The sequence below is a fragment of the Mixta intestinalis genome (assembly GCF_009914055.1).
GTDB lineage: Bacteria > Pseudomonadota > Gammaproteobacteria > Enterobacterales > Enterobacteriaceae > Mixta > Mixta intestinalis.
The window spans coordinates 492016-508664 of sequence record NZ_CP028271.1 but is presented as its reverse complement, the minus strand read 5'-3'; the positions used below and the strand labels follow the sequence as shown (position 1 = coordinate 508664).

The 16649-nt window shown below is 55.2% G+C and carries 16 protein-coding genes; 11 read left to right on the top strand and 5 right to left on the bottom strand.

From position 1 onward, the window contains the following. The first annotated feature begins 33 nt into the window (after positions 1-33). Both purE and purK read left to right on the top strand, forming a co-directional pair. Complete coding sequence (purE, locus tag C7M51_RS02300) at positions 34-543, top strand: 5-(carboxyamino)imidazole ribonucleotide mutase (RefSeq protein WP_160620139.1); 510 nt, start codon at positions 34-36, stop codon at positions 541-543. Beyond that, positions 540-1607: a 5-(carboxyamino)imidazole ribonucleotide synthase gene (purK, locus tag C7M51_RS02295; protein WP_160620137.1), complete on the top strand. Its 1068-nt coding sequence runs from the start codon at positions 540-542 to the stop codon at positions 1605-1607. The genes purE and purK overlap by 4 nt, the downstream gene beginning before the upstream one ends. Positions 1608-1644: 37 nt before the next feature. Here purK and ybbP read toward each other — a convergent pair whose 3' ends face one another. Beyond that, a complete protein-coding gene (ybbP, locus tag C7M51_RS02290) occupies positions 1645-4053 on the bottom strand; it encodes a putative ABC transporter permease subunit YbbP (protein WP_160620135.1) in 2409 nt (802 codons plus the stop codon). After that, complete coding sequence (gene ybbA, locus C7M51_RS02285; RefSeq protein ID WP_160620133.1) at positions 4050-4736, bottom strand: putative ABC transporter ATP-binding protein YbbA; 687 nt, start codon at positions 4734-4736, stop codon at positions 4050-4052. The genes ybbP and ybbA overlap by 4 nt, the downstream gene beginning before the upstream one ends. Here ybbA and tesA point away from each other — a divergent pair. The 5 genes from tesA to C7M51_RS02260 all read left to right on the top strand — a co-directional run bounded on the left by tesA (position 4704) and on the right by C7M51_RS02260 (position 8514). After that, entirely contained in the window at positions 4704-5330 is a 627-nt protein-coding gene (tesA, locus tag C7M51_RS02280; RefSeq protein ID WP_160620132.1) for a multifunctional acyl-CoA thioesterase I/protease I/lysophospholipase L1, read from the top strand. The two genes, ybbA and tesA, sit on opposite strands and share 33 nt — an antisense overlap. Positions 5331-5366: 36 nt before the next feature. Beyond that, positions 5367-6140 carry an SDR family oxidoreductase gene (locus C7M51_RS02275; RefSeq protein ID WP_160620130.1) on the top strand — a complete coding sequence of 258 codons (774 nt, stop codon included), beginning with the start codon at positions 5367-5369 and terminating at the stop codon, positions 6138-6140. An 80-nt stretch (positions 6141-6220) separates the two neighbouring features. Beyond that, entirely contained in the window at positions 6221-7078 is an 858-nt protein-coding gene (locus tag C7M51_RS02270; protein ID WP_160620128.1) for a thioredoxin family protein, read from the top strand. Between the two features lie 54 nt (positions 7079-7132). Continuing rightward, positions 7133-8050: an SPFH domain-containing protein gene (locus tag C7M51_RS02265; RefSeq protein WP_160620126.1), complete on the top strand. Its 918-nt coding sequence runs from the start codon at positions 7133-7135 to the stop codon at positions 8048-8050. Then, a complete protein-coding gene (locus C7M51_RS02260) occupies positions 8050-8514 on the top strand; it encodes an NfeD family protein (protein WP_160620124.1) in 465 nt (154 codons plus the stop codon). The genes C7M51_RS02265 and C7M51_RS02260 overlap by 1 nt, the downstream gene beginning before the upstream one ends. Before the next feature lie 30 nt (positions 8515-8544). On the opposite strand, the gene cueR is transcribed toward C7M51_RS02260, so the two are convergent. Then, entirely contained in the window at positions 8545-8952 is a 408-nt protein-coding gene (cueR, locus tag C7M51_RS02255; RefSeq protein ID WP_160620122.1) for a Cu(I)-responsive transcriptional regulator, read from the bottom strand. Between the two features lie 299 nt (positions 8953-9251). On the opposite strand from cueR, the gene copA reads away from it, so the two are divergent. From copA to ybaK, 3 genes are all read left to right on the top strand, one after another. Continuing rightward, positions 9252-11771 carry a copper-exporting P-type ATPase CopA gene (gene copA / locus C7M51_RS02250; RefSeq protein WP_160620120.1) on the top strand — a complete coding sequence of 840 codons (2520 nt, stop codon included), beginning with the start codon at positions 9252-9254 and terminating at the stop codon, positions 11769-11771. 77 nt (positions 11772-11848) lie between these two features. Then, positions 11849-12652: a TraB/GumN family protein gene (locus tag C7M51_RS02245; RefSeq protein ID WP_160620118.1), complete on the top strand. Its 804-nt coding sequence runs from the start codon at positions 11849-11851 to the stop codon at positions 12650-12652. 169 nt (positions 12653-12821) lie between these two features. After that, positions 12822-13301: a Cys-tRNA(Pro)/Cys-tRNA(Cys) deacylase YbaK gene (gene ybaK / locus C7M51_RS02240; protein ID WP_160620116.1), complete on the top strand. Its 480-nt coding sequence runs from the start codon at positions 12822-12824 to the stop codon at positions 13299-13301. Here ybaK and C7M51_RS02235 read toward each other — a convergent pair. Further along, the gene (locus tag C7M51_RS02235) at positions 13298-14161 is read right to left on the bottom strand and encodes a LysR family transcriptional regulator (protein ID WP_160620114.1); all 864 of its coding nucleotides are present in this window, start codon (positions 14159-14161) and stop codon (positions 13298-13300) included. The genes ybaK and C7M51_RS02235 overlap by 4 nt on opposite strands. A gap of 87 nt (positions 14162-14248) precedes the next feature. Between C7M51_RS02235 and C7M51_RS02230 the strand changes: the two genes are divergently transcribed. Continuing rightward, a complete protein-coding gene (locus C7M51_RS02230; protein ID WP_160620112.1) occupies positions 14249-14683 on the top strand; it encodes a multidrug/biocide efflux PACE transporter in 435 nt (144 codons plus the stop codon). A gap of 50 nt (positions 14684-14733) precedes the next feature. Here the strand turns inward: C7M51_RS02230 and ushA are convergent, their stop codons facing one another. Next, on the bottom strand, positions 14734-16452 hold the full coding sequence (gene ushA, locus C7M51_RS02225; RefSeq protein ID WP_160623541.1) for a bifunctional UDP-sugar hydrolase/5'-nucleotidase UshA: 1719 nt from the start codon (positions 16450-16452) through the stop codon (positions 14734-14736). Positions 16453-16649: the final 197 nt, after the last annotated feature.

Genomic DNA, 16649 nt, shown 5'->3' with positions numbered 1-16649 from the left:
TGACCTTTGCACAATCACAGGAGTCAGATCCGCATGTCTCTTAACGCCGCCCCGATCCGCATCGCCATCGTCATGGGTTCGAAAAGTGACTGGGCCACTATGCAGTTCGCTGCGGAAATCCTTACCGCGTTATCCGTTCCCTTTCATGTTGAAATCGTTTCTGCGCACCGCACGCCGGATAAACTGTTCAGCTTTGCCGAAAGCGCGGCAGAGAACGGTTTTCAGGTAATTATCGCCGGTGCTGGCGGCGCGGCGCATCTGCCGGGCATGCTGGCGGCAAAAACACTGGTGCCAGTGTTAGGTGTACCGGTACAAAGCGCGGCGCTGAGCGGCGTCGATAGCCTTTATTCTATTGTGCAGATGCCACGCGGCATTCCGGTAGGGACGCTGGCGATTGGTAAAGCGGGCGCGGCCAACGCCGCTCTGCTGGCGGCGCAGATTCTGGCTATTCATGATGCGGAGCTGGCGGCGCGCCTTACTGCCTGGCGCCAGGCGCAGACGGATGAAGTTTTAAATAATCCAGATCCGCGGGAGGAAGCATGAAGCCGGTATGCGTATTAGGAAACGGGCAGCTGGGGCGGATGCTGCGTCAGGCGGGTGAGCCGCTGGGTATCGCGGTTTATCCGGTTGGGCTTGATGCAGAACCCGAGGCGCTGCCGATTCAGCAAAGCGTAATCACCGCCGAAATCGAACGTTGGCCGGAAACGGCGCTGACCCGCGAACTGGCGCGTCATACCGCGTTTGTTAATCGGGACATTTTTCCGCTACTTGCCGATCGTCTGACACAAAAACAGCTGCTCGATCGGCTGGATCTGGCGACTGCGCCCTGGCAGCTGCTCGCTTCTGCTGACGAGTGGCCGCAGGTTTTTACCCGACTGGGCGAGCTGGCAATCGTTAAGCGCCGTACCGGTGGCTATGATGGTCGCGGTCAGTGGCGTCTGCGCGCGACGGAAACCGCCACGCTACCGGCGGAGTGTTATGGCGAATGTATTGTTGAGCAAGGCATTAAATTTTCTGGCGAAGTTTCGCTGGTTGGCGCTCGTGGACATGACGGCAGCACGGTATTTTATCCGCTAACGCACAATCTGCATCAGGAAGGAATTTTACGCACCAGCGTTGCGTTGCCGCAGCCGAATTACGCCCTACAGCAGCAGGCGGAGCAGATGCTCAGCGCCATTATGCACGAGCTAAACTATGTCGGCGTAATGGCGATGGAGTGCTTTATCGTACCGGAAGGCCTGCTGATTAATGAACTGGCACCACGGGTGCATAACAGCGGACACTGGACGCAAAACGGTGCGTCCATCAGCCAGTTTGAACTACACCTGCGTGCCATTCTCAATCTGCCATTACCGGTGCCGGTAGTAAATGCCCCTTCAGTGATGGTTAACCTGATCGGCACAGAGATGAATACAGAGTGGCTTAGCGAACCGCTGGTCCATCTGCACTGGTATGAAAAAGAGGTACGTCCTGGACGTAAAGTCGGTCATCTCAACCTGAGCGATACGGATAAGGCACGTCTTAATACGGCGCTGGCAGCGTTAGTGCCCATGCTGCCGCCGGAATATGCCAGCGGCATCGCCTGGGCGCAGAATACGCTGCGCTAACAAAGTCTGTCTGTCCGCACCCGGCGGACAGACATTTTCAAAAATGACGAAATAACGCCCTGCCGTGCAACAGCCGGATACCGAGCCAGCCGCCACATAGCGAGAGCAGCAATGCCCCGCTCAGCGGCAATGCCAGCCATAGCCGGTAATCGGGTTGCCAGGGGAAATCGAACACTTTACGCTGCAATCCCCACAACGCCGCTTCTGCTCCCAGCGCCGCCGCCGTTCCTGCCACAATCCCTAATAAAGCAAATTCACACCACAGGGTGGTACGCAGCAGCTTTTTACCTGCCCCCAGCGTCCGGTAGACGATCAGCTCCTGGCGGCGCTGACGCATGCCAACCTGAATCTGAGCCAGCAGCAGCAATAAACCGCAAACGGTGACCAGAACCACCATGACCTCCAGCGCCTGGCTGACCTGAGCCAGTATCTGACCAATTTGGCTTAGCATCGCACCGATATCGAGCAGGCTGAGCGTAGGAAACGCCCGGTTGAGCCGTGCCAGCACGTCGTTATGCCCATCAAACCGGAAACTGGTTAGCCAGGTTTGTGGTTGTTCATCCAGCGCTCCCGGCGGAAAAATAAAGAAGAAGTTAGGCCGTAAGCTCTCCCAGTCTACTTTGCGCAAGCTACTGATTTTGGCGCTGAACTGCTGCGTATCGCCGGTAAAGGTCAGCGTATCACCTAACTTCACGCCCAGCCGCCCTGCCAGCTCAACTTCCATAGAGACTTCGCCCATCTGTGGCGGCCAGCTTCCTTTAACTAACGGGTTATGTTCAGGGCGCTGCGCCAGCGAGGTTAAATTCAGCTCGCGGTTAAGCGCATTATCCATACGCGGATCGACCGCCTGGTGATTGATCTCCGTCAGGCGCACGCGGGCAACAGGGTAAAAGGTGCCGGGCGATATCTGATGCTGTTGCAGAAAACGTTCTACCTCCGGCACCTGCTCGCGGCTGATATTCAGTAAAAAGTAGTTAGGGCTATCGGCAGGTAATTGCTGTTGCCAGCGATCCAGCAGATCGCCGCGCAGTACCAGCAGCAAAGCCAGCAGCATAAAAGAGAGCGAGAAGGCGGCCAGCTGGCTCAACGTTGTCCAGGGCTGGCGCAGCAGGCGATTTACCGCCAGCCGCAGCGCCAGACCGCGTGGCCTGAAGCGCCCCAGCAGCTGTAACGCTCCCCAGCCTAACGCAGCCAGCAGCAGCGCCAGCAGTACAATACCGCCCAGTAATGCCCAGAGCAGCTTGCTGTTACCCACCAGCAATAACAGTAACGCCACCACCACCAGCGCCATCACCGGCAGATAGTAACGCAGCGGCCAGACCGGCGCGACAGCATCCTGACGCAGCACCCGCAGCGGCTGTGTTGCCAACAACAGACGATAAGGACGCAATCCTACCAGCAGCGAAATGATAAACAGTGCGCCCAGTGCCCACAGCCAAGGCCAGATCCCAGCGTCAGGCAGATCGCCCGGCAGGAGCGGACGCAACATCTTCAGCAGCAGCGCTTCGAAACCCGCCCCCAGCGCACTGCCAGCCAGCGCTGCCAGCAGCAGCACCGCCAGCCACTGCCCGATAATCAGCTTACGTAGCGCACTGCCGCTGGCTCCTAGCGTTTTCAGTACCGCCACCAGATCGTACCGGCTACGGCAGTAATGGTTCATTGCTACCGCTACCGCCGCTATTGCCAGCAGCAGCGTTAACAGCGCCGACAACAATAAAAACTGCTGCGCACGTTGCATCGTACGTGATGGCGCATCCTCCGAGTTTTCCACGCTGAGCCAGCGCTGATCGGTTTTCAGTCGGGGCGTAATCCAGGCGTCATAGTGCCCCAACGCTTCCGCGTCACCGGCAAATTTATAAAACCAGGTCGTTCGGCTGCCTGGCTGGACTGCGCCAGTTTTACTGATATCCGCCAGGTTCATTAACAACCGGGGCGCGGTCTGAAATGGATTAAACCCGGCATCCGGTTCCTGTAGAATCGTACCGGCAATACGCAGCGTAGCGTCACCCACCTCCAGTTCATCACCAGGCTTCACGCCGAGCAGCGCCATCAACCGCGGTGCCAGCAGTACGCTACCGGGAGCGGGTTTGAGATCCGGCGGATCGCTGCGCAGCGCGCCAAACATCGGCCACGCATTGTCCACCGCCTTAATCGACGCCAGCTGCGGTGTATCGCCAGCAAAAGTCATCGTCATAAAGCTAAGCTGAGCGGAAGTTTTTAGCCCAAGCCGCTGCGCCTCATCCAGCCATGCCTGAGGCACGGGATAAGTGCTACGCAGAGTGCGATCGCCCGCCATAAATTCACGGCTCTGCTGCGCCAGGCCCTTCTCCATTCGATCGCCAAGCGTGCCTAATGCCAGCACGCAGGCGACGGAGAGCGTTAGCGCCAGCCAGACGATCAGCAGCGAGGGCGATCGCCACTCGCGCCAGAACCAGCGCCAGATCATGCTTCCTCCCACAGCTTGCCGTCGCGCACGCGCAGACGGCGATCGCAGCGCGCCGCCAGTTGTGCATCATGGGTAACCAGAATCAGGGTGGTCGCGCTGTCGCGATTCATTGAAAACAGCAGATCGGCAATGCGATCGCCGGTTTGACGATCGAGATTACCAGTCGGCTCATCGGCAAACAGCACATCGGGACGTCCGTTAAAGGCGCGCGCCAGTGCCACCCGTTGCTGTTCACCGCCGGAAAGCTGGCTCGGCAAATGATGCAGACGTTTCCCCAGCCCAAGCTCTGTCAGTAAAGCCAGCGCCTGTTCGCGGCTCTGCTTTTCTGCTTCACCACGTAGCAGGGCCGGTAGCTGTACGTTTTCCAGTGCGTTCAGGGTAGGCACCAGCATAAATGACTGGAAAACGAAGCCGACATGGCGAGCGCGCAGTGCGGCGCGCTGCTCCTCGTTCATCTGCGTTAACGGCTGCCCGCAGAGCCACACTTCACCGCTGCTGCCGTCATCCAGCCCGGCCAGAATCCCCAGCAGCGTTGATTTACCGGAACCGGACTCGCCAATCAGGGCGATACTCTGCCCCGGTTTGACAACCAGCTCAACTCCGGTAAGGATGAACAACTGATGCTCTCCTTCACCGACGGATTTAGTAAGATGATGAACTTCAACAATGTTTTCCGCTGGCATTATCCCTTCCTGTTGTTATTGCTGCTGCTGACGCGCGTGGCCTCGGCAGATACCTTGCTGGTGCTGGGCGACAGTTTGAGCGCGGGCTATCGAATGTCTGCCGATGCGGCCTGGCCTGCGCTGCTGGATAAAAAATGGCAGCAACAGCCGCAGGTAGTAAACGGCAGCATCAGCGGTGACACCTCGGCTCAGGGACTGGCACGCCTGCCCGCGTTGCTGCAACAGCATAAGCCGCGCTGGGTGCTTATCGAGCTGGGTGGCAATGATGGGCTGCGCGGCTTCCCGCCGCAAAATATTGAACAGGATTTGCGCAAAATCATCACTACGGTGCAGGCCGCTAACGCCGAGCCGCTGCTGATGCAGATTCGCCTGCCCGCCAATTATGGCCGCCGCTATACCGAATCGTTCAGCGCTATCTATCCCAAACTGGCTCAGCAGTATGCTATTCCGCTGGTGCCTTTCTTTATGGAGCAGGTTTACTTAAAACCCCAATGGATGCAGCAGGACGGCATTCATCCTGCGCCCGACGCGCAGGGCTTTATTACCGAGCTGATGGATCAGGCGCTGTCGCCTGTCGTTAAGCACGGCTCATAGAATCATAAACGGCAAAGAAGCCAGAGACGTAAAGTTATGCAAAAAAACGTGTTAATTACCGGTTGCTCCAGCGGCATTGGGCTGATCGCCGCACAGGATCTGTTGATGCGCGGCTATCGCGTACTGGCCGCCTGTCGTAAAGCAGCAGACGTAGAACGTATGAATTCGCTGGGCTTTTGCGGCATTCAGCTCGATTTAGACGATGAAGAGAGCGTAATACAGGCAGCGCAGCAGGTAATTTCACTAACCGGGAACCGCCTTTATGGGCTATTTAACAATGCTGGCTATGGCCTTTATGGTCCGCTAACCACCATTTCACGCCAGCAGCTGGAGCAACAGTTCGCCAGCAACCTGTTCGGCACCCACCAGCTAACGATGCTGTTGCTGCCTGCGCTACGCGCCAGCGGCGAAGCGAGGATTATCAACACCAGTTCGGTGATGGGGCTGATTGCCACACCCGGGCGCGGTGCCTATGCCGCCAGCAAATATGCGCTGGAAGCCTGGAGCGATACTTTACGTATGGAGCTGCACGGCAGCGGCGTTAAGGTCAGCCTGATCGAGCCGGGCCCTATACATACTCACTTCACCGCTAACGTAAATCAAACGCAGCGCGATAAGCCAGTGAAAAACCCAGGCATCGCGGCGCGTTTTACTCTGCCACCGGAAGCGATTTTGCCTAAGCTACGCCACGCGCTGGAAAGCCGTCATCCACGACTGCGTTATCCTGTGACGCTGGTCGCGCACGTTATGAGTTGGCTGCGCCGCTTGCTGCCCGGCTGGATGCTGGATCGCATTTTACGCGGTAACTAGCGCAGCAAGGCAAATTTAGCTTGAAGCAGAGTACAACGCCCCAATATCGTAACAACGTCATCAGACAAAGAGACCCAGACATGTCACTACACGCTTCGATTATTGATATTAACGAATCCAACCTGCAGCAGGCGCTGGAACAATCCATGACGGTGCCGGTGCTGTTTTATTTCTGGTCCGATCGTAGCCAGCACTGCCAGCAACTGACACCGGTTCTGGAACGACTGGCACAGGAATACGCAGGACAATTTGTACTGGCGAAGCTCGATTGTGATAATGAGCCAATGGTGGCTTCACAGTTTGGCCTGCGCGCTATCCCTACCGTTTATCTTTTCCAGAACGGTCAACCGGTAGATGGTTTCCAGGGGCCGCAGCCGGAAGAGGCCATCCGCGCGCTGCTGCAAAAAGTGCTGCCGCGTGAAGAAGAACTGAAAGCGCAGCAGGCGCTGGAACTGATGCAGCAGGGCAAACACCTGGAAGCGCTGCCGCTGTTGAAAGAGGCCTGGCAGCTCAGCAACCAGTCGAGCGAAATAGGTTTTCTGCTGGCTGAAGCGTTAATTAATCTTAATCGCAGCGACGAAGCAGAAACGGTATTAAAAGCCGTGCCGTTACAGGACCAGGATACGCGTTATCAGGGCCTGATGGCGCAGATCGATCTGTTGAAACAGGCAGCAGATACGCCAGAGATTCAGCAATTGCAGCAGCAGCTGGAAAGCGATCCGGGGAATGCCGAACTGGCCAGCAAACTGGCTTTACAGCTACATCAGGTCGGGCGTAACGAAGAGGCGCTGGAGCTGCTTTATACGCATCTGAAAACGGATTTAAATGCAGCAGATGGTCAGGCGCGTAAAATGCTGCAGGAAATTCTGGCGGCGCTGGGTACCGGCGACGCATTAGCGGCCAAATACCGCCGCCTGTTATACTCCCTGCTCTACTAATCAGCAGCAGAACGGGCTCGGGAAGGGCCCGTTTTAAAACAGTCTGGAGGTTATATGTTCGCCGTTGTTCCCGTGCTTATTGTTGTCGCGTTAATTATTGTCTGGTCAGGGGTAAAAATTGTACCACAGGGCTATCAGTGGACCGTTGAACGTTTTGGACGCTATACCAAAACGCTACAGCCCGGCCTTAATCTTGTTGTTCCCTTCATGGATCGTGTCGGTCGAAAAATTAATATGATGGAGCAGGTACTGGACGTACCTTCACAGGAAGTTATTTCGAAAGATAACGCTAATGTCACTATCGATGCCGTCTGCTTTATTCAGGTTATCGATCCGGCGCGTGCCGCCTATGAAGTCAGTAATTTAGAGCTGGCAATTATTAATCTGACGATGACCAACATTCGTACCGTACTTGGTTCTATGGAACTGGACGAGATGTTGTCACAGCGCGACAGCATTAATACCCGTCTGCTGCATATCGTTGATGAAGCGACCAATCCCTGGGGTGTAAAGGTAACGCGTATTGAAATTCGCGATGTGCGCCCGCCGCAGGAGCTAATCGCGGCCATGAACGCACAGATGAAAGCGGAACGTACCAAGCGTGCCGATATTCTGGCGGCGGAAGGTATCCGTCAGGCGGCCATTTTACGTGCCGAAGGCGAAAAACAGTCTGAAATATTAAAAGCAGAGGGCGATCGTCAGGCGGCCTTCCTGCAGGCTGAAGCTCGCGAGCGCGAAGCGGAAGCGGAAGCACGCGCTACTCAAATGGTTTCAGAAGCCATTTCAGTAGGTAACGTTCAGGCGATAAACTACTTTGTCGCGCAGAAATATACGGATGCTCTGCAGGCGATCGGGGCCGCTAATAACAGTAAAGTTGTACTGATGCCGCTGGATGCCACCAGTATTATGGGTTCTGTCGCCGGTATCAGCGAGCTACTGAACGAAAGTAAGACAACGCGGGGCGACAGATAATGCTGGACGCTTTCGTAAGCCACCCACACTGGTTCTGGCTGACGTTAGGCGGTCTGCTGTTAATTGCTGAGATGCTGGGCACTAACGGCTATTTACTGTGGAGCGGCATCGCCGCGCTTAGCGTTGGTCTTGCGTGCTGGGCGTTTCCGTTCTCATGGGAGATGCAGGGGGTGCTCTTCGCTCTGCTAACCCTGATTGCCGTTTTCCTCTGGTATCGCTGGCTGACAAAACGTCAGCGATGCCCGGATGCCTTACTGAATCAGCGCGCGTTACAGATGGTCGGTATGACGTTGACGCTAACAGAGAACCTGAGCAACGGGCTGGGACACGTTCGTATTGGTGATGGCAGCTGGCGCGTGCAGGCGCAGCAAGATCTGCCTGCCGGAACGCGAGTAGTGGTAGTGAGTCTCGAAGGTGTGACCCTGCGTATCGCACCGCAAATTCCTGAACACACCGAACGCTAATCGCTTTTTGATAAAGCCTGCCGCTGGTTGCTAACGCTTTTCGCTGTGGCAGCAACCGGCCAGGTTATTAATAATCGGGCAATCTGCACTGTCATCGCCAGGACAGCTTTCCGCCAGCGCCAGCAGCCGTTCACGCATCAGGTTCAGCTCATAAATATGTGCTTCAATTTCTTTTACTTTTCGTAAGGTTCGGGCTTTAACATCGGCGCTGTGACGCGCGGGATTGTTAAACAGCAGCACCAGTTCCCGGCACTCATCCAGATTGAAACCAACCTGACGAGCCTGACGCAGCAACGTTAACTCTTCAAGGTGACGGGCCGTGTAGCTGCGATAGCCGTTTTCACTGCGTAGCGGTGGTGTAACTAACCCCTTCTCTTCATAAAAACGGATTGCCTTGCTGGTCAGACCGGTTTTTTTTGCCACATCGCTAATGTTCATGATATCCCCCTTCGGTTGATTATGGACAGCCTGACGTTACAGGTTCGACAGAGCAAACTGCCGAGGCCCAGTTATAACGTGATTTATAAATACCCGAAACAGTTAACTTTTGAATTTCAGTTGCGTCAGGCAAACGCGATCTGCACCACATTATTAATTCTGTGTACCTTATTAATAAGGTTTAATTCTGCCTCCATTTTAAAAACCGTGCACGAAAACTTGACCTTCCCCTTGAGGGAAGGTTTAACCTTAGATTTCATCAAAACGGTATTCTGCCCCGTGCAGAAAGGAGAGAGTTTATGTCACAAACCATCAACCTGGCGCTGGACGGCCTGTCCTGTGGTCACTGTGTTAAACGCGTTAAAGAAGCGCTGGAGCAACGTGCAGACGTTCAGCAGGCCGAAGTGACGCTAAACGCGGCCCAGGTAACGGGTGATGCCAGCGCGGAAGAACTGATTGCCACCGTTGAGCAGGCGGGTTATTCAGCCAGCCGCCAGGAAGGCTCACGCCCAAAGCCTGAACCGCTGACAGAATCAGAGACAACGCCGGAAGCGCTGACAGCGGATCATTCACAGCTTCCGGCACAGGCTGATGCCGCAGCGGAAAACTATCAACTGCTGATCGACGGCATGAGCTGCGCCAGCTGCGTAAGTCGGGTTGAAAAGGCGTTGGCGCAGGTTGAAGGCGTGCAACAGGCACGCGTCAATCTCGCTGAGCGTAGCGCACTGGTTATTGGTTCGCCACAGCCGGAGGCGTTAGTCGCAGCCGTAGTTAATGCGGGCTACGGCGCGGAAGTCATTGGCGACGAAAACGAGCGGCGCGAAAAACAACAGCTTAGCGCCCAGCAGGCGATGCGCCGCTTTAGCTGGCAATCTGCCCTGGCGCTGGCGCTGGGCGTACCGTTAATGATTTACGGTCTGTTCGGCGATAATATGATGCTGACCGCCAGCAACCGCAGCGGCTGGCTGGCCGTAGGTATACTGACGCTGCTGGTGATGATCGTTGCTGGCGGGCATTTTTACCGCAGCGCATGGCGCAGCCTGCGCAACGGCTCCGCCACGATGGATACCCTGGTGGCGTTGGGCACGCTGGCGGCCTGGCTCTACTCTATCAGCGTGAATCTGTGGCCAGATTTCTTCCCGACGGCGGCACGCCATCTCTATTATGAAGCCAGCGCCATGATAATTGGCCTGATCAATTTGGGTCATGCGCTGGAACAACGCGCTCGCCAGCGCTCTTCGCGCGCGCTGGAACGCTTACTGGATCTTACGCCAGCTAGCGCGCGTATAGTTACTGAACAGGGCGAACGTTCCGTACCGCTCAGTGAGGTTCAGCTGGGCATGACGTTACGGCTGGTAGCAGGCGATCGCGTCCCGGTTGATGGCACCATCAGCGAGGGTGAAGCCTGGATCGATGAATCGATGCTGACCGGCGAGCCCGTCCCACAAAACCGATCGCAGGGTGAGACAATCCATGCCGGTACGCTGGTGCAGGATGGCAGTATCCTGTTTCAGGCCAGCGCCATCGGTAAAAACACCACGCTGTCGCGTATTATTCAACTGGTGCGTCAGGCGCAAAGCAGCAAGCCCGCCATCGGACAGTTAGCCGACCGTATTTCCAGCGTTTTTGTTCCTGCCGTTGTGCTGATCGCCCTGTTCAGCGCCGCTGTCTGGTATTTCTTCGGTCCGCAGCCTTCGCTGGTTTATATGCTGGTGATTGCCACTACGGTACTGATTATCGCCTGCCCCTGTGCGCTTGGCCTGGCCACGCCGATGTCAATCATTGCGGGAGTAGGACGGGCGGCAGAGTTTGGCGTGCTGGTACGCGATGCGGATGCCTTACAGCGCGCCAGCGAGCTGGATACGCTGGTATTTGATAAAACCGGCACCCTGACTAAAGGCGCACCACAGGTGACGCAGATCGTTGCCTTTAATGATTTTAGTGAAACGCAGGTGCTTCGCTGGGCAGCGGCGCTGGAGCAGGGTTCGAATCATCCGCTGGCAAAAGCCATTCGCGATCGCGCCGGAGAGACCGCAGTATTGCCAGTAAGCGTACAGTTACGCACCCTGCGTGGTCTGGGGCTGAGCGCAATGCTGGAAGGCAAATCGATGCTGTTAGGCAACGCCGCGCTGCTGGCTCAACAGCAAATTGAGGCGGACCAGGCAACCGCACTTGCCAACGAGCAGGCGGCTCTGGGGGCCACGCCGGTTTTTCTTGCGGTTGATGGCAAACTGGCGGGACTGCTGACCATTCGCGATCCGTTACGTGAAGAGAGCGTCGGGGCGTTACAGCGTTTGCACGGGCTGGGCTACCGGCTGATCATGTTGACCGGCGATAACGAAATTACCGCAAAGGCGATTGCACGGGAAGCCGGGCTGGATCAGGTTATCGCCGGCGTACTGCCGGATGGTAAGGCGCAGGCAATCGTGCAACTGCAACAGGCAGGGCATAAAGTAGCGATGATTGGCGACGGCATTAACGATGCGCCTGCGCTGGCTCAGGCTGACGTCGGTATCGCCATGGGCGGCGGTAGCGATGTGGCAATTGAAACCGCCGCGATTACTTTGATGCGCCATGATTTGCACAGCGTCGTCGATGCGTTAGCCATCGCTAAGGCAACGCTGCGTAATATGAAACAGAATCTGCTCGGTGCATTTGTTTATAACTCGTTAGGTATTCCCATCGCTGCGGGTGTGCTGTGGCCACTGACGGGAACGCTGCTCAGCCCGGTGATTGCCGGGGCGGCGATGGCGCTTTCTTCAATAACCGTTGTCAGCAATGCCAATCGCCTGCTGCGCTATCAGCCGCCAAAAGCATAACGTCCTGCGCTTTCACCTGTTCATCCGTAAATGAAACCGCTAGCATGAGATGTTTACGGGCGGAAACGGATAGAAGAATGGAGAACTGGCTGTATAACCTGAAGGCGCTGTTCCACAGGCTGCTGCCAACGCACTACCGCTGGCCTGCTTCCGATATCTGGCTACCGGGACAGCGCCAGCTGCACCTGGTGGGAAGCATTCATATGGGAACGCGAAATATGATGCCGTTACCGCCCGCGCTGCTGCAAAAGCTGGAAACGGCTGATGCCCTGATCGTTGAGGCAGATATTACCGGCAGCGCTTCTCCATTTAACTACAGCGAACCTCAGCCACCGCTGTCGGAAAGGCTGGATGCGGATACGCTGCAACGCCTGCGTCACCTGTGCGACGAGTTTCAGCTCTCTCTCGCCCAGCTCGATCCGCTACCCGCATGGCAAATAGCCCTGATGCTACAGGCACAGCAGGCGCAAAGGCTGGGTTTACGTCCCGATTACGGCATTGACTATCAGCTTTTGCAGGCCGCTCACAGCCAAGGCCGCCGCGTTATTGAGCTTGAAGGTGCGGGAGAACAGCTCGACCTGTTGAAAATGCTGCCGGAAAATGGCGGCTCGCTGCTGGCCGATACGCTGGAACACTGGCATACCAATGCCCGCCTGTTGCAGACTATGATCAGCTGGTGGCTGGAAAAGCCGCCGCAGCAGAATCGACCGGCGCTGCCAACTACCTTCTGTTCAGAACTGAATGATGTGCTAATGAATCAGCGTAACCAGCGCTGGGATACACAGCTACGCGCTCTGCCGCCGGGGCGTTACGTCGTGGCGGTCGGCGCGCTGCATCTGTATGGCGAGAATAATTTACCCGCGCTGCTGAGACGTAAATAAAAAAAAAGGCCAATATTGCTATCGGCCCGTCAAAGAGGAATTTATTTATGATTTTGGTTATTCATCAGCAGATGAACTGCCAATGCAAAAGCGATTTTCTCTCAAAGTCTGGCATTTCACCAGCGCTATTTTTCACCAATTTGTAAGCTTACATGGTCAGGAACATACAATGACACCCGCAATAAAACTGCTGGAAAAAAACAAAATTCCTTTTACTCTCCATCCTTACGAACATGACAGTCATGAGACAAACTTCGGTGACGAAGTGGTACGCAAGCTTAATCTGGATCCACAGCAGGTATATAAAACTTTGCTGGTGGCGCTGAACGGCGACGATAAACATCTTGCCGTCGCGGTAACGCCGGTAGCCAGCCAGCTGGATTTGAAAAAAGTGGCTAAAGCGCTGGGCGTAAAAAAAGTCGAAATGGCCGATCCGCAGCTGGCACAGCGCGTAACCGGCTATCTGGTTGGCGGCATCAGCCCGCTGGGACAGAAAAAACGCCTGCCAACGGTGATTGATCACCAGGCATCCACTTTCCCAACCATCTTTATCTCCGGCGGCAAGCGCGGTCTGGATATTGAACTGGCTGCCAGCGATCTGGCCACGTTGCTCAACGCCAGCCTGGTCGATATCGCCCGCCGTGATTAGGCGCGCTGGGCGCATAATCGGTCAATCATCCAGCGCCCTGCCGGCCCCGGCGGGGTGCGCGTTGACCATACCACCTCTAGCGCGATGCTTTGCGGCCATCCCGCTACCGGCAATGTCACCAGCACGCCATGTCCAAACTGCTTTACCAACCAGCGTGGCAGAATCGACCAGCCAAATTCCAGTTCCGCCATCTCCAGCAGCAGTAAATAAGAGGGCGCGGTCCAGACCGGCCCACGTGACATATTTTCTCTGCCAACCCAGGTATTGAGCTTTAGCTGGCGCACCTGCTCCAGTTCCACCTGGCTAACCGTCATCTGATGAGCCAGCGGGTGATTGCGATGAATAAAAATCTCCATCTGCGCCTGCATCTGTAACCGCGAGGCGGAGATCGTCGCGGGAAGCTGCTTTTGCGCACGAATAACACCGAGATGGCTGCGCCCGCTTTTCAGCAGTTCGATCACATCCTCATCTTCGGCAAGCATGCATTCCAGTTCAATATGCGGATAACGCACCTCGAACTCTTTCAGCAGCTGTTCATGATGATCGGCCTGCCAGAAATCGGAAACTGCCATGCTAAGACGTGGCTCAACGTCTCCCGAAAGCCTTACCGCCAGTTCATCCAGGCGCTGGCTGGCAGCGAGAATATCTTCAACCCGGCGCAGCGCCCGTATACCCGCCTCGGTTAATACCGGCTCGCGCCCTTCACGATGAAAAAGTTGAAAACCGAGATCGGTTTCCAGATTAGCAATCGCCGCGCTAACGGTAGACTGACTTTTCCCCAGCGCCCGTGCGGCGGCGGAAAAAGAGCCGCTTTCTACCGTTTGAACAAAAGCCTGCAATGATTCCGGTGAATAACGCATCTTTCTATCGCTTTTATCGATGGGTGTTAATTTCAGTTTACCTGAAGAAACAAAGAAAATACGCCTTCTGTTAAATAAGGAGGGGTTATGCGTACCCGTTCGCTTAAAGAGCGTTTGCTGCATGCCGTTGGTTTTGAAACCGTGGCTATTTTAACGGCGTCGCCGGTAGCGGCGTTAATAATGAATAAGCCGCTGTTTCAAATGGGCGCCGTGGCATTAATGCTTTCGACGCTCGCGATGGTGTGGAATATCATTTACAACGCCTTGTTCGATCGCTTTTTTCCACCACAAAAACCGCGTGCTCTGCTGGTACGCCTGGTTCATGCGCTTTGCTTTGAGGGGGGATTTATCACCATCGGTCTGCCGCTTGCCGCTTATATGTTAAATATCGGCCTGTTACAGGCGTTTATGCTGGAAATAGGCTTTTTCATCTTCTTTTTGCCCTACACCATGATTTATAACTGGCTGTGGGACAGGCTAAGAGAGAAATGGTTTTCCCGACGTACCTGTATGCAGGAATAGCGCGATCGTGACCCTCGCCGCTTAACCGGCGAGGGTGCTGTTTAACAATTTTATTCTTCGCCGGTTAGCCAGGCCAGAATCATCTGCGGATAGCTGCGGCGTCGTTTTTCCTGCTGTTGTTGGCGCTCCTGCTTTTGTGCCGCGCTGAGATAAACGATCTCCCCGCGTGGCATATAATCCGCTGCCTTCAACGGTGAATGCTGCTCAATATATTGCTTCAGCACTTCCGCATCGACAAAACCGGTGTTGACAAAGCTCGGCAGCTTGTCGATTGCCGGATAACCATCTCCGCCGCTGGCGTTAAAGCTTAATGTTGCCATACGATAAACTTTATCCGCCTGAAGCGGTTCGCCATTGATTTTTATATCGCTGACGCCTTCGCCGTCGGCTACCAGGCTGACGTTAGCAAACTGCGCGTAGGCACCGGAATCAACCTGCTTGTTCGCGACAACTGCCAGATATTTTTCTACCTCGCTGCCCTTCATCTCGACCTGGCATAACGTGTTGCCGAACGGCTGTACCTTCAGCACATCTTTATAGCTAATCGGTCCGGCGGCGATGGAGTCGCGCACGCCGCCGCCGCTCATCACGGCAAAGTCAGACTTTGTACGTTCAATCTGCGCCATCAGCATTAGCCGAGCCAGGTTAGTCTGGACAAAACGCACCTTGTTGCGATCGCCTTCCAGTCGTTCATCAACGCTGCCTACCTGCACGCCCAGCTGCGCCTCCCCTTTTTTCTGGAAAGGCATCAGCAGCTTCAGCATGGCGCTGTTAGGGGCGATTTCAGGCTGGTAATTAATCCATTCATCTTTACCTTCGCTGTTTTTTACTTTGTGCTTCAGGTTAACCGGTATCAGCTGATAATTTTCCAGCGTCAGCACGCCGTCCCTGAAAGTAAAATCAGCCCGCCCAACGTATTTGCCCCATTCATGCGCCTGCACGATCCAAGTTCCATTTTGGCGATCGGGCCTGCAGGGCGATCCCGGCACATAATCGACCTGCTTCTGATTATCTTCAGCCATACACACCGGATCCTGTGAATGACCACCAACAATCAGATCGAGATAGCCTGCCGGTAATGCACGCGCCATTTCCACGTCGCCCGGTGCATTGGAGCCGTGGTTGCCGTTGTCATAATGGCCCATATGAGTAGCGGCAATAATCACGTCCGGCTTTTCCGTCGCACGCAGCGCTTCTACCACGCTTTTCGCTTCGCTGGTGGGCGAACGAAATTCAATATCGGTCAGGTATTCTGGATTGCCGATTTTCGCCGTGTCGTCGGTGGTCAGGCCGATAACCGCAATCTTCAGTCCCATACGATTAAACAGGGCATAAGGCTGAAAAAGACGCTCTCCACTACTTTTTTGGTAGATATTGGCTGAAAGTAACGGAAATTTGGCCCATTTTTGCTGCTGACGCAGCACAGAAAGTGGATTATCAAACTCATGGTTACCGATCGCCATCGCATCGTAGCCTACCAGGTTCATCCCACGAAAATCGGGTTCCGCATCCTGTAAGTCCGATTCGGGTACTCCGGTATTAATATCGCCACCGGAAAGGATCAATACCGCGCCACCATGCGCCTGCACATCGTAGCGAATCGTGTCTACCAGCGTTTTTTGCGCCGCAAGACCATACTCACCCTGTTCATTCTGCCAGAAGCGCCCGTGATGATCGTTAGTATGCAAAACGGTAAATTTGTAGACGCGCCCTTTTTCCCAGGCCAGCGCCTGCGCAGAACACAAGCTTAGGGAAAGGATCCCGCCCATAATTAAGGTATTGATAAAGCGCAACGTTGTTCTCCTTGTCGACTCGCTTTTGGTCGCGCCACGCCGTCGTAACGGAAAAGCTGCGCCCTGCTGATAAAATTCTCGTAACCACATAAAAAACGGTCCTGTTAACGCTAGTTATGCCTTAAGCAGGGCGCTGCCGCAATCTTCTGCTCGACAACAGCACAAAATTTTTT

What these genes read in the sequence shown, in the direction of transcription:
- purE (WP_160620139.1), top strand. Translation starts at nt 34, where the DNA reads ATGTCTCTTAACGCCGCCCCGATCCGCATCGCCATCGTCATGGGTTCG.
- purK (WP_160620137.1), top strand. Translation starts at nt 540, where the DNA reads ATGAAGCCGGTATGCGTATTAGGAAACGGGCAGCTGGGGCGGATGCTG.
- ybbP (WP_160620135.1), bottom strand. Translation starts at nt 4,053, where the DNA reads ATGATCTGGCGCTGGTTCTGGCGCGAGTGGCGATCGCCCTCGCTGCTG.
- tesA (WP_160620132.1), top strand. Translation starts at nt 4,704, where the DNA reads ATGATGAACTTCAACAATGTTTTCCGCTGGCATTATCCCTTCCTGTTG.
- ybbA (WP_160620133.1), bottom strand. Translation starts at nt 4,736, where the DNA reads ATGCCAGCGGAAAACATTGTTGAAGTTCATCATCTTACTAAATCCGTC.
- C7M51_RS02275 (WP_160620130.1), top strand. Translation starts at nt 5,367, where the DNA reads ATGCAAAAAAACGTGTTAATTACCGGTTGCTCCAGCGGCATTGGGCTG.
- C7M51_RS02270 (WP_160620128.1), top strand. Translation starts at nt 6,221, where the DNA reads ATGTCACTACACGCTTCGATTATTGATATTAACGAATCCAACCTGCAG.
- C7M51_RS02265 (WP_160620126.1), top strand. Translation starts at nt 7,133, where the DNA reads ATGTTCGCCGTTGTTCCCGTGCTTATTGTTGTCGCGTTAATTATTGTC.
- C7M51_RS02260 (WP_160620124.1), top strand. Translation starts at nt 8,050, where the DNA reads ATGCTGGACGCTTTCGTAAGCCACCCACACTGGTTCTGGCTGACGTTA.
- cueR (WP_160620122.1), bottom strand. Translation starts at nt 8,952, where the DNA reads ATGAACATTAGCGATGTGGCAAAAAAAACCGGTCTGACCAGCAAGGCA.
- copA (WP_160620120.1), top strand. Translation starts at nt 9,252, where the DNA reads ATGTCACAAACCATCAACCTGGCGCTGGACGGCCTGTCCTGTGGTCAC.
- C7M51_RS02245 (WP_160620118.1), top strand. Translation starts at nt 11,849, where the DNA reads ATGGAGAACTGGCTGTATAACCTGAAGGCGCTGTTCCACAGGCTGCTG.
- ybaK (WP_160620116.1), top strand. Translation starts at nt 12,822, where the DNA reads ATGACACCCGCAATAAAACTGCTGGAAAAAAACAAAATTCCTTTTACT.
- C7M51_RS02235 (WP_160620114.1), bottom strand. Translation starts at nt 14,161, where the DNA reads ATGCGTTATTCACCGGAATCATTGCAGGCTTTTGTTCAAACGGTAGAA.
- C7M51_RS02230 (WP_160620112.1), top strand. Translation starts at nt 14,249, where the DNA reads ATGCGTACCCGTTCGCTTAAAGAGCGTTTGCTGCATGCCGTTGGTTTT.
- ushA (WP_160623541.1), bottom strand. Translation starts at nt 16,452, where the DNA reads ATGGGCGGGATCCTTTCCCTAAGCTTGTGTTCTGCGCAGGCGCTGGCC.